The following is a 21902-nucleotide window of genomic DNA, read 5'->3' as shown; positions in this document are numbered from 1 at the left end:
CCTTTTGCCATGATTTATCCCAATTATGTTTTACAGGAAAACAAAAAAATTGTTGAGCAGCCCGCCATAAGGCGGGCTGGTATTGCTATTACTTACCGCGAGCGCTGATCACTTCGTCAGCCACGTTCTTTGGAGCTTCAGCATATTGCTTGAATTCCATCGTGTACGTAGCGCGACCTTGTGTTTGCGAACGCAGGCTGGTCGAGTAACCGAACATCTCGGCCAGAGGAACCTCGGCCTTGATGACCTTGCCACCACCAACCATATCGTCCATACCCTGAACCATACCGCGACGGGAGGACAAGTCACCCATCACTGTACCGGCGTATTCCTCAGGGGTTTCAACTTCTACAGCCATGGTCGGCTCCAGCAGAACTGGGGCAGCCTTGCGCATACCATCCTTGAAGGCCATCGAAGCGGCCATACGGAAGGCGTTTTCGTTCGAGTCCACATCGTGGTACGAACCGAAGAACAGCGTAGCTTTGACGTCCACCACCGGGTAACCAGCGACCACACCTGCGTGCAGGGTTTCGCGAATACCTTTTTCAACAGCAGGAATGAATTCGCGAGGAACCACACCGCCCTTGATGGCGTCAACGAACTCAAAGCCGCCGCCTGCTTCCAGGGGCTCCAGCTTGAGGACAACGTGACCGTACTGACCACGACCACCGGACTGTTTGACGAATTTACCTTCGATTTCGTCGCAAGTCTTGCGGATGGTTTCGCGGTAAGCCACTTGTGGTTTACCCACGTTGGCTTCCACGCCGAATTCACGGCGCATGCGGTCTACCAGAACTTCCAGGTGCAACTCGCCCATACCGGAAATAATGGTTTGGCCGGATTCTTCGTCGCTGCTGACGCGGAAAGAAGGATCTTCCTGAGCCAGACGGGACAAGGCCACGCCCATTTTTTCTTGGTCGGACTTGGTTTTTGGTTCCACAGCCTGCGAAATCACGGGCTCTGGGAACTCCATGCGTTCCAGAATGATGTGCTGACCGGCGTCACACAGGGTTTCACCTGTTGTCACGTCTTTCAGACCCACCACGGAAGCGATGTCACCAGCAACCAGTTCTTTCAGTTCGGCACGGTTGTTTGCGTGCATCTGCAAAATACGGCCGATACGCTCTTTTTTGCCCTTGATAGGGTTGTAGACCGTGTCGCCCGAACGCAGAATGCCCGAGTAAACGCGCACGAAAGTCAATTGACCAACAAAGGGGTCAGTCATCAGCTTGAACGCCAGAGCGGACATAGGCTCTTCGTCGTTGGCTTTACGATGAATGACTTCACCGTCATCGTCCGTACCTTCGACAGGTGGAATATCCACTGGCGATGGCAGGTAGTCGATCACGGCGTCCAGCATACGCTGTACACCCTTGTTCTTGAACGCGGTACCGCACAGCATTGGCTGAATTTCGCAGGCAATGGTACGTGTACGCAGACCCAGGTTGATGTCCTCTTCGGAGAGGTCACCGTTTTCCAGGTACTTGTTCATCAGGTCTTCGCTGGCTTCAGCAGCCGACTCGATCATCTTTTCGCGCCATTCTTCGGCCGAAGCTTGCAGCTCGGCAGGAATGTCGGTGTATTCAAATTTCACGCCGTTGCTGGCTTGATCCCAGATGATTGCTTTCATCTTGATCAGGTCAACCACGCCTTGGAACTCTTCTTCAGCGCCGATCGGGATAACGACAGGCACAGGATGGGCTTTCAGACGCAGCTTGAGCTGGTCGTAGACCTTGAAGAAGTTAGCGCCAGTACGGTCCATCTTGTTGATGAAAGCCAGACGAGGCACGCCGTACTTGTTGGCTTGACGCCATACGGTTTCGGACTGAGGCTGAACACCACCCACCGCGCAGTAAACCATGCAAGCGCCGTCAAGCACGCGCATGGAACGCTCAACTTCAATAGTGAAGTCAACGTGGCCGGGGGTATCAATGATGTTGATACGGTGTTCGGGGTAATTGCCCGCCATACCACGCCAGAAAGCGGTGGTAGCAGCCGAGGTAATGGTGATCCCGCGCTCTTGCTCTTGCTCCATCCAGTCCATGGTGGCCGAACCTTCGTGGGTTTCGCCCAGCTTGTGGTTCACACCGGTGTAGAACAGGATGCGCTCGGTAGTGGTCGTCTTCCCGGCGTCGATGTGAGCCGAGATACCGATATTGCGGTAGCGCTGAATGGGGGTTTTGCGGGCCATGATTATATGTCCTCAGATTACCAACGGAAATGGCTGAATGCTTTGTTGGCATCGGCCATCTTGTGCGTGTCTTCACGCTTTTTCATTGCACCGCCACGGCCTTCAGCCGCATCGGACAATTCGCCGGCCAGGCGCAAGTCCATCGATTTTTCGCCGCGCTTTTTAGCAGCTTCGCGCATCCAGCGCATGGCCAGAGCCAGACGACGGACAGGGCGCACTTCGACAGGAACCTGGTAGTTAGCACCACCAACACGGCGGCTCTTAACTTCAACAACAGGTTTTACATTATTGATGGCAGCATTAAACACTTCGAGCGGATCTTTGCCGGTTTTCTGCGCAATTTGTTCCAGCGCGCCATAAACAATACGTTCGGCAACAGCTTTCTTGCCGGACAGCATGACCACGTTCATGAATTTGGCCAGCTCAACGCTGCCAAATTTTGGGTCAGGTAGGATTTCACGTTTGGGTACTTCGCGACGGCGAGGCATGTTTAACTTCCTTGTGACTATTCAGTTGAACCGCTGTTTGCGGTCTCGGCCATTCATGACAAATGACCACTTACCTACCATGGCACTAGGCCACGGTTGCACGGATCCAGATCAGTGAACTGATCAATGGATACATGGATTACTTGGGACGCTTGGCGCCGTATTTGGAGCGGGACTGTTTACGGTCCTTGACGCCTTGCAGGTCAAGTGCACCGCGAACGATGTGGTAACGAACACCAGGCAAATCCTTGACACGACCACCGCGGACGAGAACGACCGAGTGCTCTTGCAGGTTGTGGCCTTCACCACCGATGTAAGAAATGACTTCGAAGCCGTTGGTCAGACGCACTTTGGCGACTTTACGCAGAGCGGAGTTAGGCTTCTTAGGGGTCGTGGTGTATACACGGGTGCAAACACCGCGGCGCTGTGGGCAGTTCTCGAGCGCTGGGCTCTTGCTGCTAACGCGGCTGACTTCGCGCGGTTTACGCACGAGCTGGCTAATGGTTGGCATGACCTTTACGTATCCTATAACGTACTTTACGTACTGGTTGACGTATGTGTTTTGAAAAACGCCGTCCAGTTGGCGGGTTTTGAAACCCTGTACCGGAAGCGGCATTGCGCAATACCACTCCCCATAAAACACGAAAAAGAGCGGTCTTGCACATGGCTTGGGCTTGATTTCAGGCACTAAAAAAGTGCCCGCAGCCCTGAAAATCCGGGCTGCTATCAAATTACTGCAAGGTGTACCGGCAAAGGATCCTTAAAGTAAGCTCTAAAATTTACCACAGTAAACCCTTATAGGTCAACGATTTGGAGACCGATTCGCCACTTTCCCGTTGTCACGGCACACGCATGGAAGCACTTGGTCACTCGCTATCTACATATCGTTATACTGCAGGGCTATTGCACTTCTGCGACAAGGACCATACCCATGATCATCGCTTCCCTGGAAGACGACCTCGTCCAGGCAGAACTGATTGCCCGGATTCTGAGCGAAGCCGGCTATGAGTGTCGCTCCTTTCATCAAGGAAAGGATCTGCTGGCCGCCTTGGCCAAGCCACATGATTTCGGTTTATTGCTGCTGGACTGGGAACTGCCGGATGTCAGTGGCCTGGATGTGTTGCGTTGGGTTCGCACCACACTGGGTCATGCCCTGCCCGTTCTATTCCTGACCAGCCGTACCCAGGAAGAGGATCTGGTCACCGGTCTGCAGGCCGGAGCCGACGACTATATTAATAAGCCTGTCCGCAAGGGGGAGCTGGTTGCGCGCGTTAACGCGGCTGCCCGGCGCATTAATCTAAGCACCTCAACAACCCAGGACAACCGCTTCTCGTTTGCGGGCTACGATATTTTTCCTGAACAGGGCCATATTGTGTTGGGCGGCGAAACGGTCACCCTCGCACCCAAAGAGTTTGAACTGGCCCTTTTGCTGTTTCGCAACCCCGGTCGCCTGTTCTCGCGCGATGTCTTGAGCTCTGCAGTCTGGAACCGGGAAATTCCTGCCACCTCCCGTACGCTGGATACTCACCTGTCCAACATACGCCGTAAACTCCAGTTGCGACCCGAGAACGGGGTGCGCCTGACAGCGTCCTACGCTCTAGGCTATCGCCTTGAACTTTTGACCGACCCTAGCTGAATTTCTATGATTACTTTGCGTATCGCCGCGCCCCTTGTCTGCGGCCTGATTTGGGGTGGCATCGTCTCAGCCCAACCCTCCGGCGCCCGCGGCGAGAACTTCGTCTACAAAGTGCTGGCCGGCGACACCTTGCTGGGCATTTCCCAGACTTACACCCGCCAGGACCGCAACTGGTCCGAAATCCAGCAACTGAATGCCGTGGCCGATCCGTATCGTCTACCTATTGGCAAAGAGCTGCACATTCCGTTTCGCATGATCCCGGAAGTGGCCGCCCCCGCCCGCATTACGCACCAGACCGGTCAGATCCTGGTTAATGGTCAGGCTTTGGGCGCAGGCACAACCCATCTGCAAGAAGGCGATTTGATTCGCACCGGCAGCAATGGTTACCTGACCCTGGAATTGCAAGACGGCAGCCAGCTTAGCGTTCCCGCCCAGGCTTCCCTGAGTGTGACCCGCATGCGTGCTTTTGAAGGCACAGGCCTAACCGACTCGATCATCGCCCTGGACGATGGCGATGTGGAGTCGCGCGTTTCCCCAGAGAAAACCGGCGTAGGCCGCTTTGAGGTCCGCACGCCCGTCAGCATTACTGGCGTACGAGGCACCGAATTACGTGTACGTACCCAGCAAGGTATGGCGCACAGCGAAGTGCTGGAAGGTCGCGCAGAACTGGGTACCCAACAACGCAGCACTCCCACTGCCCTGAAGCAGAACCAGGGTGCCGCGGTGGGTACAGACGGCAATATCCTGGCACTGGAGCCCCTGCTGCCCGCCCCCGAAATTTCCACACCCGAGCGTCGGGGCGGTCAATGGAACAGCACCATTCAGGCAGTACCGGGTGCCCAGGCCTATCTGGTCCAGACCTCCACCGACCCCCAAGGTGCCAAACTGCTGTCCCGCGACATTACGACGGATACCGACATTCAATTTGGCGCCTCGCGTCCCGGCACCTACTACGTCACCGTGCGGGCGATCGACCGTCATGGCCTGATGGGCCCGGATACAGTGGAAAGCTTTGAAGGCGCAGCCAGCCTGACCAGCTCGGACGGCCAAGCCGTGGTCAGCAACTTTGGCGACCCCATCCTGCTGTCCCAGTTCTAAAACCTGAACGGCGTACGGCATGAGCAGCCCGGCCCCCAGAAACAGCAAGCTACTCTCTGACCGGATCCGGAAAGAGTGGCATCTGGTCTCGGGCTTGCTGGTGCTGCTGACCTTATTGTTCAGCTCCCTGCGCGACGATTTTGCGCTGGGCAAGCTGAACAACCTGATTTACGACTTCACCATGGCAGCGGCGATTCCACAGGCCGCCCCCCAGGACATTGTCATTGTCGCCATTGACGACTACAGCATTGCCAATCTGGGTTTCTGGCCTTGGCGACGCATCAACCACGCACAGCTATTGGGCCGCCTTCAGCAAGCCCGTGCGGTTGGTATAGACCTGGTATTCCAGGAACCAAACCCCGCCTACCCGGATGATGACCTCGCCCTTGCGCAAGCGATTCACCAACATGGGCGTGTTGTCCTGCCATTGGTCTATGACACCCAGCGCGATGCCGTCCTGACCGCCATTCCCATGCTGAGCCAGGCGGCCAAGGCATCGGGCTACATCAATATTGAACCTGACCCGGACGGCGTTGTGCGACGTGTCGCTCTCCAGCGGACCACCCTTTCCGACCGTGTCTTGCCGCACTTTACGATTGCCATGCTACTGACGGGCGGGGATATGGATCCGGCTTTGCATGCGCTTGACTCCAGCCAGAAGGACACCCCCCATATCCCTTTTCTGGGGCGTAGTGGCCACTTTCAGACCGTCCCTTACGTCAATGTCCTGAACGGAGACATTCCCTCCTCCTTCTTCAAGGACAAATATGTCCTGGTCGGCGCCTGGGGCAGTGGACTGGGCGATACCTTCCCGACTCCTTTATCCAAAGCGGGCATGAGCAGCATGTCCGGCGTCGAAATTCTGGCAAATACCCTGCAGGCCGTCCGCAGCGATCAATGGGTGCGCACGCCACCGGCCTGGTTCATTGCACTGGCTAGCTGCTTGCCTGTGCTGCTGGCCTGCCAGGTGCTGATCTACCTGTCACCACGCGCAACCTTACTGAGCCTGATCGGTCTGGTCTTTGCCATTTTGCTGGTGAACTGGATTGCCATGCATGGCTTTAACCTGTGGATTCCCCCACTAGCCAGCCTGATTACGGTTTTACTGGCCTATCCGCTTTGGCACTGGCGCAGTCAGGAAGCTGCCTTGAATCAGGTTACTGAGGAACTGAACAAGCTGCAGTTGGAATACCCTGACGTCAGAACGGCCATGAACGAGCGTGTATCTGGCTTAAGCGCGCGTAATTTACCCCATCGTCTGACTCAATTGCACAAGTCCATCGACTTGCTGCGCCAAGCCCAAACCAAGCGCGAAGAGACCTTGCGCTTTATTTCACACGATATGCGGGCCCCCCAGAACTCCATCCTGGCCCTGGCCAGTTTGCAGCGTCAGGATGACAGCAAGCTGGCGCCGGACCAGTTCCTGCACAAAATGGAAGGCTATGCCGAGCAAACCCTGGAACTGGTGGATAACTTCATCAGCCTGGCACGGGCAGAAGCCATGGAAATGGTACTGAGCCCGTTAAACCTGTCCGATCTGCTGGCTGACTGTATGGATGATGCCTGGGCCAGCGCCAGCAAGCGCTCCATCAGCCTGAACCTGAACGACTCAGAGCTGATCTGGGTAAACGGTAATGCCCCCATGCTGCGCCGCGCCTTTACCAACCTGATTCAGAACGCAATCAAGTACGGACCGGATGGGAATCAGATTGATATAGACCTTGTTCTGGATAAAAAAACAGTGCAGGTCTTCGTCAAGGATCAGGGCTGGGGGATTCCAGCAGAAAATCAGGCAAGTATTTTCGAGCCCTATCACCGCGCCCATGAAAACGCAGCAGGTACGCCATCGGGCAGTGGTCTGGGCTTGGCCTTTGTCAAAACGGTGATCAATAAGCACGGTGGCGATATCGCACTGCAGAGCGCCAGCGAGCAAGGCTGTACCTTTGTTGTTTCCCTGGCCAGCATTGACGTGTCCGATGCAGACTGAGTTCTGGCGTGACCCCGCCCTGCCCTATATAGAAAGCCGACGCGCCTGCGACAGCCGTATCTGCTATCAAGCGCATAGTCACCCCACCTACTCTATAGGGGCTGTAGACGGCGGTGGCAGCCTGTTCACGGGTGCGCCCGGCGGTCCTGTGCAACTGGCTCCGGGCTCCCTGGTTTTTGTTCCAGCCCATCGCAGCCATGCCTGCAATCCCCTGCCCGATCAATCCTGGAGCTATCAGATGCTGCATCTGGATGCAGCATGGCTGGATCAGCTTTGGCAGGAAAGTACTGGCTTCAGTATTGATGCCCAAGAGCCTATCCGTGTGTGTCACAAGCCGGAGCTTTATACGGCCTACTGTGAATTGAACAGCCTCTTGTTTTCAGCAGCCCCCGTACTCAATAAAGAAGCGGCGTTGATCGACTTCCTGCTGCACTACGGGCCTGCCCAAAGCCAGCCCCTGGCACCGGCTCCACCGCCTAGCCCTGTTCTGCAGAAAACGCTGGATCGCTGGGTTCAGGGACAGTTCACAACCCTCCCCCTGCACGAGCTTGCTCAAGAAACGGGCTTTAGCCGTTATCAATTGATTAGAGCCTTTCGCCGCCATACCGGCCTGACTCCACAGCGCTGGCAATTAAACCAGCGGGTCAATCTGGCCCGCGATGCTTTGCGACAAGGGGATGAGCTGGCTGATATTGCCTATCGCCTGGGTTTTGCGGATCAAAGCCACTTTCAACGCGTCTTCAAGCACTACACCGGCGTCACTCCCGGTCAGTACCGCAACTGAAAAATATCCCACGTTCTGCTTGCTGACAAGTATTGAGGGGAGCAGTGCGCACTTTTATTCAATACGGCCCCTAAACAGCTAGTCACACTGCGGTTTTACCTTGGGTCTACCGCCGTGTCCCTGTTCCTGCTGATTGCTAGCACCCATTTCCTGGCTCTGTTGTCCCCCGGACCTGATTTCTTCCTGATTGCACGCAGCACCTTGGCACATGGTCGGCCAGTGGCAACAGGTGTCTGCGCTGGCGTCGCCGTAGCCAATGGCATTTACATCAGCCTGGCGCTGACAGGCTTTGCCCGCATTAGTGCGAGCAGCCCCCTCTTTCTGCTCCTGCAGGGCGCTGGAGGGCTTTATCTGCTGTATTTGGGCATGAAATTCCTGCAGGCCGCCCGTCAGCCCACCTTGCAGCGAATCAGCGCAACAGGAGCCTGTGCAGGCGGCTGGTGGCACCATGCCGTACTGGGGCTGCTCTCCGGGCTGCTCAATCCCAAAAACGCCCTGTTCTACGCCAGCCTGGCCTCGGTACTGGCCAGCAGCCGTGCCAGCACCGGTCTGCATGTGTTTTTAGGCTTGTGGATGTTTTTAGTCGTGCTGATCTGGGATCTGTTTATCACAGTACTGATCGGGCATCCCCATTGGCAACAACGCATTCAAAGGCATTTGCCACGGATCGAACAGCTCTGTGGCCTGCTGCTATGCCTGATTGCCGCCGCTGCCCTGTTCAATATGATTCAGCATATACAAACTGCTTGAGCATTGAAAAAAGCAGCGCCATGTCTACTCTGCCGTCAAGCTCTTTAGACGATAGAGTGAGACTGTTAGAGCCACATCAAACCATGAGAAAACAAATCATTTACGGGCTCGGATGGGGCAATATAAGTCGGTAAAATAGTCCGGGTCTTTGTTTTGTTAAGCACCTTGAGTGCGCTACAGTCTATGCTGTAAGACCGGAACAACACCCCCGTGTCCTGTTCCTTTTTTAAGTCAGTTTTCGAGGAGTTACTAGAATGTTTGCCAAACTTGCTTTCACAGCTATTCTTGGATTGGCCAGCGTGCCTGCTTTTGCTGCTTGCGACGTTACCATCGAAGGCAATGACTCCATGCAGTTCAACACCAAGAGCATCGTTGTTGACAAGACATGCAAGGAATTCACGATCAACCTGAAACACACCGGCAAGCTGCCTAAAGCAGCCATGGGCCATAACGTCGTCATCTCCAAGAAAGCCGACGAAAGCGCCGTTGCTACTGATGGCATGAAGGCCGGTCTGGACAATAACTACGTTAAAGCCGGTGACGAGCGCGTTATCGCCCACACTGACGTGGTTGGCGGTGGCGAAAGCACCTCCGTAACCTTTGACGTATCCAAGCTGAAAGCTGGCGAAGACTACGCCTTCTTTTGCTCCTTCCCAGGTCACTGGAGCATCATGACTGGCAAGATCGAGCTGGGCAGCTAAGCTGATCCACCTCTAGCCGCCAGACGGCCAAAAAAATCCCCACGTGGCTAAGCCATGTGGGGATTTTTTTTAGCTGGACCAGCGGTGTATCCGGCTACCGAAGTATCGGCCCCACCCCGCAGGGTGGGGACACCGCTATGTTTCGCTTATTCCTGATCGCCTTCCGGCGCTTCAGGTTGTGCCTGCTCGGACTCGGAAGCACCCGACACAAAGACGGGATCTTCCGTAGGCTCAGGAGCCGATGCGAACGGGTTTTCCAGTTCACGGGCTGCTTTGCGCTCTGCCACTTCAAAGGCTTCTTTTTCACGGCGGGCGGCATGGAAAGCCATACCAGTACCGGCGGGAATCAGACGGCCAACAATCACGTTTTCTTTCAGACCACGCAGATCGTCGGTTTTGCCCATGATGGCCGCTTCGGTCAGCACGCGGGTGGTTTCCTGGAAGGAAGCCGCCGAGATGAAGGAGTCGGTCGACAGCGAGGCCTTGGTAATACCCAGCAGTACGTTTTCGTACGTGGCAGGAATACCGTTTTCAGCCAGAACGCGATCGTTCTCGTTCAACAGTTCGGAGCGTTCAACCTGTTCACCCGTGATGAAGTTGGCATCACCAGCATCCACAATGTTCACGCGGCGCAGCATCTGACGAACAATCACTTCAATGTGCTTGTCGTTGATCTTCACACCTTGCAGACGGTAAACGTCCTGCACTTCGTTAACAATGTAGTTCGCCAGCTTCTCGATACCCTTCAAGCGCAGGATGTCGTGCGGATCGGCTGGGCCGTCCACAATCATCTCGCCCTTGTTCACCACTTGACCGTCGTGAGCCAGAACCTGCTTCTCTTTCGGAATCAGGAACTCGTGGCTGACGCCGTCCAGGTCGGTAATGACCAGACGCTGTTTGCCCTTGGTGTCTTTACCGAAGGAAACCGTACCCGTAACTTCGGCCAGCAGACCGGCGTCTTTGGGGGAACGAGCTTCGAACAGTTCGGCCACACGTGGCAGACCACCGGTAATATCCCGAGTCTTTTGCGATTCTTGAGGAATACGCGCCAGAATCTCACCCACGGACACTTGCTGACCATCGCGAACGGTAATCAGCGCGCCCACTGGGAACGAAATATTGACCATGTGATCGGTACCAGCGATCTTGATCTCCTGACCTTGCTCGTTCAGCAGCTTGATCTGAGGACGCATGGTGATCTTGCCACCACGTGTCTTGGGAGTGATCACCACCAGAGTCGACAGACCGGTTACATCGTCCACCTGACGAGCCACGGTTGCGCCTTCTTCGATGTTCTCGAAGCGAACGGTACCGGTGTACTCGGACACGATAGGACGGGTCAGCGGATCCCAGCTTGCCAGACGTTGGCCAGCCTTGATGACTTCGCCATCGCCCACCGTAATGGTGGCACCGTAAGGCACTTTGTGACGTTCACGTTCGCGGCGGTTGTCGTCAAAAATGACGATTTCACCGGAACGGGAGATTGCAACACGTTCGCCCTTGGCGTTGGTCACATAACGCAGACCAATTTCAAAACCGATCGTACCGGCCGTCTTGGTTTCCACCGAGCTTGCCAGCGCTGCACGCGAAGCCGCACCACCAATGTGGAACGTACGCATGGTCAACTGCGTGCCAGGCTCACCGATGGACTGAGCAGCGATAACACCGATTGCTTCACCACGGTTAACCAGAACACCACGACCCAGATCGCGACCGTAGCAGCTTGCGCACAAGCCATGACGGGTTTCGCAAGTCAGCGGAGTGCGGATCTTGACCTCATCAATACCCAGGTTGTCGATCAGGTCGACCAGATCCTCGTTCAGCAAGGTGCCGGCGGGGATAACCAGTTCCTGATTGTCCGGGTTGACGATGTCGATCGCTGCCACACGGCCCAGAATCAGATCGCGCAGGGGCTCGATAACCTCACCACCATCCAGGATGGCTTTCATGGTGTAGCCGCCCTTGGTACCGCAATCGTCTTCGGTAATAACCAGGTCTTGAGTCACGTCGACCAGACGACGAGTCAGGTAACCGGAGTTAGCCGTCTTCAACGCCGTATCGGCCAGACCCTTACGAGCACCGTGAGTCGAAATAAAGTACTGAAGTACGTTCAGACCTTCACGGAAGTTCGCGGTAATAGGCGTTTCAATAATGGAACCATCAGGCTTGGCCATCAGACCACGCATACCGGCCAACTGACGAATCTGTGCAGCCGAACCACGAGCACCGGAGTCCGCCATCATGTAGATGGAGTTGAAGGACTCTTGGCGTACTTCTTCACCAAAACGGTTGGTCACTGGCTCGGAAGCCAGTTGCTCCATCATGGCCTTACCCACGCGGTCACCGGCTTTGCCCCAGATGTCCACTACGTTGTTGTAGCGTTCCTGAGCCGTCACCAGACCGGAGGAGTACTGCTTGTCAATTTCTTTAACTTCGTTGCTAGCCTGGGCCAGGATGCTTTCCTTGACGGCAGGCACAACCATGTCGTTCATCGCGATGGAAATACCACCACGCGTTGCCAGACGGAAACCGGACTGCATCAGCTTGTCCGCGAAAATCACGGTAGCGCGCAGGCCGCAGCGACGGAAGGACTGGTTGATCAGACGCGAAATTTCTTTCTTCTTCAACGCACGGTTCAGTGCGGTGAAAGGCATGCCCTTAGGCAGAATTTCGGACAGCAAGGCACGGCCAGCAGTCGTTTCGTAACGCTTGATGGTCTTGACCCACTCACCGTCTTCGCCCTTCTCGAATTCTTCGATACGGACGGTCAGACGAGTTTGCAGCTCGACTTCCTTGTTGTCGTAGGCGCGCTGAACTTCAGACACGTCAGCCAGGAACAGACCTTCGCCCTTGCCATTAACCAGTTCGCGGGTCGCGTAGTACAGACCCAACACGATATCCTGGGAAGGAACGATGGACGGTTCACCGTTGGCGGGGAACAGCACGTTGTTGGAGGCCAGCATCAGAGTGCGCGCTTCCAACTGGGCTTCCAGCGACAGCGGCACGTGAACGGCCATCTGGTCACCGTCAAAGTCAGCGTTAAAAGCGGCACACACCAGGGGGTGCAACTGAATCGCTTTACCTTCGATCAGGACCGGTTCAAAAGCCTGAATACCCAAACGGTGCAGCGTAGGCGCACGGTTCAGCATCACGGGATGCTCGCGGATCACCTCTTCGAGGATGTCCCACACCACCGGTTCCTGGCTTTCCACCAACTTCTTGGCTGCCTTGATGGTCGTAGCCAGACCCATCAATTCCAGACGGTTGAAGATGAAGGGCTTGAACAGTTCCAGCGCCATCAGCTTGGGCAGACCACACTGGTGCAGCTTCAACTGAGGACCCACCACAATCACGGAACGACCGGAGTAGTCCACGCGCTTGCCCAGCAAGTTCTGACGGAAACGACCGCTCTTGCCCTTGATCATGTCGGCCAAGGACTTCAGTTGACGCTTGTTGGCGCCAGTCATGGCTTTACCGCGACGACCGTTATCCAGCAAGGAGTCCACGGACTCTTGCAGCATACGTTTTTCGTTGCGCAAGATGATGTCCGGAGCCTTCAGTTCCAGCAGGCGCTTCAAACGGTTATTACGGTTGATAACGCGACGGTACAGATCGTTCAGATCGGAAGTCGCAAAGCGACCGCCATCCAATGGCACCAGCGGACGCAGGTCCGGAGGCAACACGGGCAGCACTTCCATGATCATCCAGTCTGGCTTGATGCCGGATTTCTGGAAGCCTTCCAGCACTTTCAGACGCTTGGAGATCTTCTTGATCTTGGCATCCGAGCCAGTGGCTTTCAGTTCGGCACGCAGGCGCTCGACTTCGCGATCGATGTCGATCGTGCGCAGCAGTTCGCGCACGGCTTCCGCGCCCATCAGGGCGTGGAAATCGTCACCGTATTCTTCGGTCTTGGCCAGGAAATCGTCGTCGGACATGATCTGACCGCGCTTGAGCGGGGTCATACCAGGTTCGATCACGCACCAGGCTTCAAAATACAGCACGCGCTCGATGTCACGCAGGGTCATGTCCAGCACCATGCCCAGACGGGATGGCAGGCTCTTCAGGAACCAGATGTGAGCAACCGGGCAAGCCAGTTCAATGTGACCCATGCGCTCGCGACGCACCTTGGAGACGGTGACTTCAACGCCACACTTCTCGCAGATGACGCCACGATGCTTCAGGCGCTTGTATTTGCCGCACAAGCATTCGTAGTCCTTGATAGGACCAAAAATCTTGGCGCAAAACAGACCATCGCGCTCGGGTTTGAACGTGCGATAGTTGATGGTCTCTGGCTTGCGGACTTCTCCGAAAGACCAGGACCGGATCTTCTCGGGCGAGGCGATGCCGATCTTGATGGCATCGAACTGCTCGTCCTGAGTGACTTGTTTAAAGAGATCGAGTAGCGCTTTCATTATTTACGCTCCAAATCCATGTCCAGGGACAAGGAACGGATTTCCTTGACCAGAACGTTAAAGGACTCCGGCATACCGGCGTCGATCACGTGGTCACCCTTGACAATGTTCTCGTAGACCTTGGTACGGCCGGCGATGTCATCGGATTTAACCGTGAGCATTTCCTGCAGGGTGTAGGCGGCACCATAAGCTTCCAGCGCCCAGACTTCCATCTCCCCGAAACGCTGACCACCGAACTGCGCCTTACCACCCAGCGGCTGCTGAGTAACCAGCGAGTATGGGCCGGTAGAACGAGCGTGCATCTTGTCATCAACCAGGTGATGCAGTTTCAGGTAGTGCATGTAGCCTACGGTGACCATACGCTCAAAGGCTTCGCCGGTACGACCGTCAAACAGGCGAACCTGGGTGCGGTGTGGTGCCAACTGCAGGTTCTCGGCGATATCGTCAGGATAGGCCAGACGCAACATCTGGTCGATTTCCTGCTCGGTTGCACCGTCGAACACTGGCGTTGCCAATGGCAGACCTTTCTGCAAGTTGTGGGCCATGTTCATCACTTCGTCGTCAGTCAACTCGTTGATACGAGTTTTCTTGCCGGTAGTGTTATAGACCTTGTCCAGGAACGCGCGCAGTTCGGAAACCTGCACGTTCTTTTCTTCTTGCATCATGTCGTTGATACGGTGGCCAATACCCTTGGCAGCCCAGCCCAAGTGCACTTCCAGAACCTGACCCACGTTCATCCGCGAAGGCACGCCCAGCGGGTTCAGAACGATGTCGACAGGGGTACCGTCAGCCATGTGCGGCATGTCTTCAACGGGAACGATGCGGGAAACCACACCCTTGTTACCGTGACGACCAGCCATCTTGTCACCAGGCTGCAGACGACGCTTAACAGCCAGGTAAACCTTGACCATTTTCAGCACGCCAGGAGGCAGTTCGTCGCCTTGGGTGAGCTTCTTGCGCTTTTCTTCAAAAGCCAGATCGAACTGGTGACGCTTTTGCTCCAAGGATTCCTTGGTGTGCTCCAGCACCAGTGCGTGTTGCTCATCAGCCAAGCGGATGTCAAACCACTGCCAGCGATCCAGATCGTTCAGGTAGTCAGCAGCCAGCTCGGTGCCCTTGGGCAGCTTGCGTGGACCACCGTTGACGGTTTTGCCGACCAGGAACTTCAAGGCACGGTCAAAGGCGTCGTCTTCAACGATTTGCAACTGGTCGTTCAGGTCCTGACGGTAGCGACGCAGTTCATCATCAATGATGGACTGGGCACGCTTGTCACGATCAATACCTTCACGGGTAAAGACTTGAACGTCGATCACCGTACCGACCATGCCCGAAGGCACGCGCAGGGAGGTGTCTTTAACGTCAGAGGCTTTTTCACCAAAAATGGCGCGCAGCAGCTTTTCTTCTGGCGTCAGTTGAGTTTCACCCTTAGGTGTCACTTTACCGACCAGCACGTCGTCAGCACGCACTTCGGCGCCGATGTAAACAATGCCGGAGTCGTCCAGACGGTTCAACTGCACTTCAGACAGGTTGCTGATATCGCGAGTGATATCCTCAGGTCCCAGCTTCGTGTCACGGGCAACAACCGTCAACTCTTCGATGTGAACCGAAGTGTAGCGATCGTCAGCCACGACCTTCTCGGAGATCAGGATCGAATCCTCGAAGTTGTAGCCGTTCCAGGGCATAAAGGCGATCAGCATGTTCTGACCCAGAGCCAATTCGCCCAGGTCAGTCGATGCGCCGTCAGCCAGCACGTCACCACGAGCCACGATATCGCCACGTTTGACGATAGGACGCTGGTTGATGTTGGTGTTCTGGTTGGAACGAGTGTACTTGGTCATGTTGTAGATATCTACACCGACCTCGCCAGCCACGTTCTCGTCATCGTGCACGCGAATAACCACGCGCTGAGCGTCAACGTCTACCACCACACCGCCACGACGGGCTTGTACGGTTGTACCCGAGTCAACAGCAACAGTCCGTTCGATACCGGTACCGACCAAAGGCTTCTCAGGGCGCAGGCAAGGAACTGCCTGACGCTGCATGTTGGCGCCCATCAGTGCTCGGTTGGCGTCATCGTGTTCCAGGAACGGAATCAGCGAAGCAGCCACAGACACGATCTGCGAAGGAGCCACGTCCATGTAATGGATGTTCTCTGGCGCAGTCATCATGGTTTCGCCAGCTTCACGGCAGGCAACCAGATCGTCAGCAAAAGCACCGTCTTCGGTCAACTCGGCGTTAGCCTGAGCGATGACGTAATTGCTTTCTTCAATAGCCGACAGGTAATCAATCTGTTCGCTAACCTTGCCGTCAACAATCTTGCGGTAAGGCGTTTCCAGGAAGCCGTACTCGTTCAGACGAGCGTACAGCGCCATGGAGTTGATCAGACCAATGTTTGGACCTTCAGGCGTTTCAATCGGGCACACGCGACCGTAGTGGGTTGGGTGCACGTCGCGCACCTCAAAGCCCGCACGTTCGCGAGTCAGACCACCAGGGCCCAGTGCCGAAACACGACGCTTGTGCGTGATTTCGGACAGCGGGTTGGTTTGGTCCATAAACTGCGACAACTGGCTGGAACCGAAGAACTCTTTAACAGCCGCAGAGATGGGCTTGGAGTTGATCAGATCGTGCGGCATCAGGTTTTCGGTCTCGGCTTGGCCCAGACGTTCCTTGACAGCACGTTCCACACGCACCAAACCGGCGCGGAATTGGTTTTCGGCCAATTCGCCTACGCAACGAACACGACGGTTACCCAGGTGATCGATATCGTCGATCTGACCGCGGCCGTTACGCAGACTCACCAGCACCTGAATGGTGTCCAGAATGTCTTCGTCGGTCAGGGTCATGGGACCTTCGATGCTGTCACCACGGCCCAGACGGCTGTTGACCTTCATGCGACCCACGCGCGACAAGTCGTAGGACTCTTCGCTGTAGAACAGACGGTTGAACAGAGCCTCAACCGCTTCTTCGGTTGGTGGCTCGCCGGGACGCATCATGCGATAGATCGCGATACGGGCAGCATTGGAATCCGCTGTTTCATCCGTGCGCAGGGTCAGGGAGATAAAGCCGCCCTGGTCCAGTTCATTGATGTACAGGGTCTCGAAATCACGCACATTGGCTGCGCGCATTTCGGCCAGAATGGATTCGGTAATTTCGTCGTTGGCGTTGGCAATCACTTCGCCGGTTTCGGCGTTGATGATGTTTTTGGCCAGCACACGACCCAGAAGGAAATCTTCCGGGATAGAAATGTATTCGATCTTGGCTGCTTGCAGGTCGCGCAAATGCTTGGCATTGATACGCTTGTCCTTTTCAACCAGTACGCGACCGTCGCGGTCGGTAATGTCGAAACGGGCAACCTCTCCCTTCCAGTGTTCTGGAACGAATTGCAGCTTGCCGCCTTCCTGGTGCAGTTCGATGTGATCGAACTCAAAGAAGTGAGCCAGGATCTGTTCTGGCGTCAGGCCAATGGCCTTCAGCAAGATAGTGACCGGCATTTTGCGACGACGGTCGATACGGAAGAACAGAATGTCCTTAGGATCGAACTCGAAGTCCAGCCAGGAACCACGGTAAGGAATCACGCGCGCCGAGAACAGCAACTTGCCCGAGCTGTGCGTTTTACCGCGGTCGTGTTCAAAGAACACACCGGGGGAACGGTGAAGCTGGGAAACGATGACTCGTTCGGTACCGTTGATCACAAAAGAGCCGTTATCAGTCATCAGGGGCATTTCGCCCATGTAGACTTCTTGCTCTTTTACTTCCTTGACGGTAGGCTTGCTCACCTCGCGGTCCATGAGGACCAGACGAACCTTCGCCCGCAAGGGGGAGGCATAGGTCAAACCACGAAGTTGACACTCTTTGACGTCGAACACCGGCTCGCCGAGCGTATAGCTCACGAACTCTAGCCGCGCCATTTGGTTATGGCTTACTATTGGAAATATGGAACTGAAAGCTTCCTGCAAGCCTTCAACCTTACGCTGAGAAGGCAGCGTGTCCTTCTGCAAGAAGGTTCTGAAAGAATGCAGCTGGGTAGCCAACAGGTAAGGAACCTGCTGTACGTCTTCACGTTTGGCGAAGCTCTTGCGTATGCGCTTTTTTTCGGTGTACGAATAAGGCATGAGCACTCCGACTCAAGGGTTACACGGACCGTCAACCACGGCCCTGGTTTACGACTCTAAAAAACCCGACTTTCTACAATACTAATTAAAAATCATGGGTTTTCTGGAAACGCAAAAGCCCGGGAAGGCTTGAAACGCATTCCCGGGCATCTATCGATACTCTTATTTGAGCTCGATCTTGGCGCCAGCTTCTTCCAGCTTCTTCTGAGCGTCTTCAGCATCAGCTTTGGACAAGCCTTCTTTAACAGCCTTAGGAGCACCGTCAACCAGATCTTTGGCTTCTTTCAGGCCCAGACCGGTGATTTCGCGCACGACTTTAATGACGCTAACTTTGTTTGCGCCAACGTCAGCCAGGAACACGGTGAATTCGGTTTGCTCTTCAGCGGCAGCAGCAGCGCCACCAGCAGCAGGAGCTGCAACAGCAACAGCGGCGGCAGCAGCCGACACACCGAATTTTTCTTCCATTTCTTTGATCAGCTCGGACAGTTCGAGCACGGACATTGCGCCGATGGCGTCAAGGATTTCAGCTTTAGTAGCCATTTTAAGAACTCCAGATATTAGGTAAATGCCAGGTTTGGTTGTCGTTCGCAACGACGAAGTTTCCCGAAGGAAAACTGCTTACGCAGCTTCTTTCTGATCGCGCACAGCCGCCAGGCCGCGAACAAACTTGGTAGGAACTTCGTTAAGCGTACGCACAAAAGTAGCGATAGGTGCTTGCATGGTGCCCAGCAGTTTCGCCAGCAATTCGTCGCGCGAGGGCATTGTGGCCAGAGCCTTAACACCATCAGCATTCAGAACGCTATTGGGCAGCGCACCGCCCATAATGACCAACTTGTCGTTGGTCTTGGCAAAATCTGCAACGACTTTCGCCGCAGCCACGGGATCTTCACTGATGGCGTACATCAGAGGACCCACGAGCTGGCTGGAGAGACCGTCAAAGGACGTACCTTCCAGCGAACGACGAACCAGCGTGTTTTTCATAACACGCAGGTAGACGCCAGACTCACGCGCTTTTTTGCGCAATACGGTTGCAGAAGCGACGTCCAGACCACGGTACTCGGCGATAATGATCGATTGGGCCTTTGCCAATTCGGCAGTGACTTCTTCGATGACTACCGCTTTCTCTTCACGATTGAGACTCACGGTTGAACACTCCTTCAAACGATGTCGGGAAGGCTTCCCAACATCAACCGAATGCGGCGCACCTGGACGAGTTCTATAACGAATTCTTCCACGGGCGCCGTCTACGTTGGATAGAGCGTTTTGCCCCGATTAAGCAGTGAGATGACAAGTCAGCCCACTGCTCCAACGGTCTTTGACAGCAGCGACCCTGAATAAACAGGATCACAGCCCAAAGTTCTTTTTTTCTAACTGTTGATTAAACAGTCAGAGATGCAATTTCAACACGTGCACCGCCACCCATGGTGGAGGACACGGCAACCTTGCGCAGGTAAACACCCTTGGCAGCGGCTGGACGAGCCTTGTTCAAGGCGTCAACCAGGGCAACCAGGTTGGTTTGCAGTTGTTCAACATTGAACGAAGCGCGACCAATGGTGCTGTGAATGATACCGGCCTTGTCAGTACGGTATTGGACTTGACCAGCCTTGGCGTTCTTGACAGCCGTAGCAACGTCAGGAGTCACAGTACCAACCTTGGGGTTTGGCATCAGGCCACGAGGACCCAGAACCTGACCCAGGGTACCGACAACACGCATGGTGTCAGGCGAGGCGATCACAACGTCAAAGTCCATTTGACCGGCTTTGATTTGCTCTGCCAGGTCGTCCAGACCAACGATGTCAGCACCAGCTTCACGAGCGGCGTCAGCTTTTTCGCCTTGGGCGAAAACGGCAACACGCACGGATTTACCGGTACCAGCAGGCAGAACCACCGAGCCACGGACCAATTGGTCAGACTTGCGAGGATCAATACCCAACTGAACAGCGATGTCGATGGATTCGTCGAACTTGGCAGTGGCAGTATCTTTCACCAGGGCCAGAGCTTCGGCCACAGGGTAGAACTTGTTGCGGTCGATCTTGGCAGCAATAGCGGCTGCGCGTTTGCTTACTTTAGCCATGACTTACACCACCCCTTCAACGTTGATGCCCATGCTGCGGGCGCTACCAGCGATGGTACGCACAGCGGCGTCCAGATCGGCAGCGGTCAGGTCGGGTTGTTTGGTCTTGGCGATTTCTTCAGCCTGAGCGCGGGTCAGCGTACCGACTTTATCCACGTTAGGACGAGCAGAACCGGATTTGATGCCAGCAGCCTTTTTGATCAGGATGGTTGCCGGAGGAGTCTTCATGATGAACGTGAAGCTCTTGTCGGCAAAAGCGGTGATCACCACAGGAATTGGCAGACCGGGTTCCAGACCCTGTGTCTGGGCGTTAAACGCCTTGCAGAATTCCATGATGTTCAGACCGCGCTGACCCAGCGCTGGACCGATTGGAGGGGATGGGTTTGCCTTACCAGCTGGGACTTGCAGCTTGATAAAGCCGACGATTTTCTTCGCCATGCTTAGCTCCTTGCGGGTGATAACGCCTGACACATAACGCGACAGGCTTCCCGGGGTTTGTAATTAATCAGGTCTTTTCGACTTGATCGAAATCGAGTTCAACTGGGGTAGCGCGACCGAAAATAGTAACGGTGACACGAACCTTGTTTTTCTCGTAGTTAACTTCTTCGACGTTACCGTTGAAGTCTGCAAACGGACCGTCCTTGACGCGTACCAGTTCACCCACTTCAAACAGCACTTTGTGCCGTGGCTTCTCAACGCCCTCTTCCATTTGCGACAGGATTTTTTCCACTTCGCGCTCGGAGATTGGAGCGGGACGGTTACCGGAACCGCCCAAAAAGCCGGTGACTCGCGGCGTACTTTTTACCAAGTGCCAGGTCTCATCGGTCAAAGCCATCTCGACCAGGACGTAACCGGGGTAAATACGTCGCTCTGTAATTGATTTCTTGCCGTTCTTTACTTCAACGACTTCTTCCGATGGAACCAGAATGCGACCAAACGCTTCTTGGAGATCAGCGCGTTCAATGCGCTCCACCAGAGCTTTGTGCACGCTTTTTTCCATGCCGGAATAAACGTGAACCACATACCAGCGTTTGCTCATGTGTGCCCTTTATTTCCAGCCCAGCAACAGGCCATAAATGATCCAGCCGAGCCCTTTGTCAATCAGCCACAACAAGATGGCCATAACGGCAACAAACACAAAGACAATGCCTGTCATTTGCGTTGCTTCTTTACGGGATGGCCAGTGGACGCGACGTACTTCCGTGTAGGCATCACGCGAAAAAGCGACCAGGCGGCGGCCTGTATCGCTAAACCAGATGATCAATACGGCGACGATTAGGCTGGCAACAAATACCCCAGCGCGGACCAGTGAATTTTGGCCATCCAGGACGGAATAGCCAACAATACCGGCGGCGACGACTAGGACCGCTAGGCCCAGCTTGATGCGCTCGGAACCTCGGTTAACGGTTTCTACGTTGGTATTCGACATATTCCGACGAGTGACGCCACGCGAGATGGTGACGAGTGACTGTGGTGGCAGGGGCAGAAGGAATCGAACCCTCAACCTTCGGTTTTGGAGACCGACGCTCTGCCAATTGAGCTATACCCCTATACCTTGACAAACCGTAGCGCGTTACTTTGCTACGTTTGGCTTTTAGGCAAAAGAGGATATTAACCTCTTTCGCCCAAAATTACTACTCTTTTTTTACTTCAGGATCTTGGCTACGAC

At 55.1% G+C, this 21902-nt stretch carries 17 protein-coding genes and 1 tRNA gene; 6 read left to right on the top strand and 12 right to left on the bottom strand.

The window, feature by feature from the left end:
* Window positions 1-88: 88 nt before the first annotated feature.
* From fusA to rpsL, 3 genes are all read right to left on the bottom strand, one after another.
* Window positions 89-2191 (bottom strand): elongation factor G, encoded by a 2103-nt coding sequence (fusA, locus tag OSH09_RS18230; protein ID WP_266121787.1) that lies wholly within the window; start codon window positions 2189-2191, stop codon window positions 89-91.
* Window positions 2192-2208: 17 nt separating this feature from the next.
* Window positions 2209-2679 carry a 30S ribosomal protein S7 gene (rpsG, locus tag OSH09_RS18225; protein ID WP_035269562.1) on the bottom strand — a complete coding sequence of 157 codons (471 nt, stop codon included), beginning with the start codon at window positions 2677-2679 and terminating at the stop codon, window positions 2209-2211.
* A gap of 139 nt (window positions 2680-2818) precedes the next feature.
* Window positions 2819-3190 carry a 30S ribosomal protein S12 gene (rpsL, locus tag OSH09_RS18220; RefSeq protein WP_042489490.1) on the bottom strand — a complete coding sequence of 124 codons (372 nt, stop codon included), beginning with the start codon at window positions 3188-3190 and terminating at the stop codon, window positions 2819-2821.
* Between the two features lie 420 nt (window positions 3191-3610).
* Here rpsL and OSH09_RS18215 point away from each other — a divergent pair, with 420 nt between their 5' ends.
* The 6 genes from OSH09_RS18215 to azu all read left to right on the top strand — a co-directional run bounded on the left by OSH09_RS18215 (window position 3611) and on the right by azu (window position 9635).
* Entirely contained in the window at window positions 3611-4315 is a 705-nt protein-coding gene (locus tag OSH09_RS18215; protein WP_207872636.1) for a response regulator transcription factor, read from the top strand.
* A 6-nt stretch (window positions 4316-4321) separates the two neighbouring features.
* Entirely contained in the window at window positions 4322-5413 is a 1092-nt protein-coding gene (locus OSH09_RS18210; protein ID WP_266121786.1) for a FecR family protein, read from the top strand.
* Between the two features lie 19 nt (window positions 5414-5432).
* Window positions 5433-7400, top strand: coding sequence for a CHASE2 and HATPase_c domain-containing protein (locus OSH09_RS18205; protein WP_266121785.1), 1968 nt, complete (start codon window positions 5433-5435; stop codon window positions 7398-7400).
* Entirely contained in the window at window positions 7390-8184 is a 795-nt protein-coding gene (locus OSH09_RS18200) for an AraC family transcriptional regulator (protein WP_266121784.1), read from the top strand. Before OSH09_RS18205 ends, OSH09_RS18200 begins: the two co-directional genes overlap by 11 nt.
* Window positions 8185-8298: 114 nt before the next feature.
* Window positions 8299-8934 (top strand): LysE family translocator, encoded by a 636-nt coding sequence (locus tag OSH09_RS18195; RefSeq protein ID WP_266121783.1) that lies wholly within the window; start codon window positions 8299-8301, stop codon window positions 8932-8934.
* 254 nt (window positions 8935-9188) lie between these two features.
* Window positions 9189-9635 carry an azurin gene (azu, locus tag OSH09_RS18190; RefSeq protein ID WP_207872640.1) on the top strand — a complete coding sequence of 149 codons (447 nt, stop codon included), beginning with the start codon at window positions 9189-9191 and terminating at the stop codon, window positions 9633-9635.
* A 146-nt stretch (window positions 9636-9781) separates the two neighbouring features.
* Here azu and rpoC read toward each other — a convergent pair whose 3' ends face one another.
* From rpoC to OSH09_RS18145, 9 genes are all read right to left on the bottom strand, one after another.
* Window positions 9782-14047: a DNA-directed RNA polymerase subunit beta' gene (rpoC, locus tag OSH09_RS18185; RefSeq protein WP_207872641.1), complete on the bottom strand. Its 4266-nt coding sequence runs from the start codon at window positions 14045-14047 to the stop codon at window positions 9782-9784.
* Window positions 14047-18159, bottom strand: coding sequence for a DNA-directed RNA polymerase subunit beta (gene rpoB, locus OSH09_RS18180; RefSeq protein WP_207872642.1), 4113 nt, complete (start codon window positions 18157-18159; stop codon window positions 14047-14049). Before rpoB ends, rpoC begins: the two co-directional genes overlap by 1 nt.
* Window positions 18160-18321: 162 nt before the next feature.
* A complete protein-coding gene (gene rplL / locus OSH09_RS18175; protein ID WP_003800851.1) occupies window positions 18322-18699 on the bottom strand; it encodes a 50S ribosomal protein L7/L12 in 378 nt (125 codons plus the stop codon).
* Window positions 18700-18777: 78 nt separating this feature from the next.
* Window positions 18778-19302, bottom strand: coding sequence for a 50S ribosomal protein L10 (gene rplJ, locus OSH09_RS18170; protein WP_207872643.1), 525 nt, complete (start codon window positions 19300-19302; stop codon window positions 18778-18780).
* A gap of 235 nt (window positions 19303-19537) precedes the next feature.
* Window positions 19538-20233 (bottom strand): 50S ribosomal protein L1, encoded by a 696-nt coding sequence (gene rplA / locus OSH09_RS18165; RefSeq protein WP_042489519.1) that lies wholly within the window; start codon window positions 20231-20233, stop codon window positions 19538-19540.
* A 3-nt stretch (window positions 20234-20236) separates the two neighbouring features.
* Complete coding sequence (gene rplK / locus OSH09_RS18160) at window positions 20237-20671, bottom strand: 50S ribosomal protein L11 (protein ID WP_009464323.1); 435 nt, start codon at window positions 20669-20671, stop codon at window positions 20237-20239.
* Between the two features lie 67 nt (window positions 20672-20738).
* Window positions 20739-21272 (bottom strand): transcription termination/antitermination protein NusG, encoded by a 534-nt coding sequence (gene nusG / locus OSH09_RS18155; protein ID WP_009464325.1) that lies wholly within the window; start codon window positions 21270-21272, stop codon window positions 20739-20741.
* Between the two features lie 9 nt (window positions 21273-21281).
* Window positions 21282-21662, bottom strand: a complete 381-nt coding sequence (gene secE, locus OSH09_RS18150) for a preprotein translocase subunit SecE (RefSeq protein WP_009464327.1) — start codon at window positions 21660-21662, stop codon at window positions 21282-21284.
* A 45-nt stretch (window positions 21663-21707) separates the two neighbouring features.
* Window positions 21708-21783, bottom strand: a tRNA-Trp gene (locus OSH09_RS18145).
* Between the last annotated feature and the right edge of the window lie 119 nt (window positions 21784-21902).

The organism is Alcaligenes parafaecalis (assembly GCF_026344135.1).
In the GTDB taxonomy this organism is placed as follows: domain Bacteria; phylum Pseudomonadota; class Gammaproteobacteria; order Burkholderiales; family Burkholderiaceae_B; genus Alcaligenes; species Alcaligenes parafaecalis.
This window is presented reverse-complemented; position numbering and strand designations above follow the sequence as displayed.

What these genes read in the sequence shown, in the direction of transcription:
- fusA (WP_266121787.1), bottom strand. Translation starts at nt 2,191, where the DNA reads ATGGCCCGCAAAACCCCCATTCAGCGCTACCGCAATATCGGTATCTCG.
- rpsG (WP_035269562.1), bottom strand. Translation starts at nt 2,679, where the DNA reads ATGCCTCGCCGTCGCGAAGTACCCAAACGTGAAATCCTACCTGACCCA.
- rpsL (WP_042489490.1), bottom strand. Translation starts at nt 3,190, where the DNA reads ATGCCAACCATTAGCCAGCTCGTGCGTAAACCGCGCGAAGTCAGCCGC.
- OSH09_RS18215 (WP_207872636.1), top strand. Translation starts at nt 3,611, where the DNA reads ATGATCATCGCTTCCCTGGAAGACGACCTCGTCCAGGCAGAACTGATT.
- OSH09_RS18210 (WP_266121786.1), top strand. Translation starts at nt 4,322, where the DNA reads ATGATTACTTTGCGTATCGCCGCGCCCCTTGTCTGCGGCCTGATTTGG.
- OSH09_RS18205 (WP_266121785.1), top strand. Translation starts at nt 5,433, where the DNA reads ATGAGCAGCCCGGCCCCCAGAAACAGCAAGCTACTCTCTGACCGGATC.
- OSH09_RS18200 (WP_266121784.1), top strand. Translation starts at nt 7,390, where the DNA reads ATGCAGACTGAGTTCTGGCGTGACCCCGCCCTGCCCTATATAGAAAGC.
- azu (WP_207872640.1), top strand. Translation starts at nt 9,189, where the DNA reads ATGTTTGCCAAACTTGCTTTCACAGCTATTCTTGGATTGGCCAGCGTG.
- rpoC (WP_207872641.1), bottom strand. Translation starts at nt 14,047, where the DNA reads ATGAAAGCGCTACTCGATCTCTTTAAACAAGTCACTCAGGACGAGCAG.
- rpoB (WP_207872642.1), bottom strand. Translation starts at nt 18,159, where the DNA reads ATGCCTTATTCGTACACCGAAAAAAAGCGCATACGCAAGAGCTTCGCC.
- rplL (WP_003800851.1), bottom strand. Translation starts at nt 18,699, where the DNA reads ATGGCTACTAAAGCTGAAATCCTTGACGCCATCGGCGCAATGTCCGTG.
- rplA (WP_042489519.1), bottom strand. Translation starts at nt 20,233, where the DNA reads ATGGCTAAAGTAAGCAAACGCGCAGCCGCTATTGCTGCCAAGATCGAC.
- rplK (WP_009464323.1), bottom strand. Translation starts at nt 20,671, where the DNA reads ATGGCGAAGAAAATCGTCGGCTTTATCAAGCTGCAAGTCCCAGCTGGT.
- nusG (WP_009464325.1), bottom strand. Translation starts at nt 21,272, where the DNA reads ATGAGCAAACGCTGGTATGTGGTTCACGTTTATTCCGGCATGGAAAAA.
- secE (WP_009464327.1), bottom strand. Translation starts at nt 21,662, where the DNA reads ATGTCGAATACCAACGTAGAAACCGTTAACCGAGGTTCCGAGCGCATC.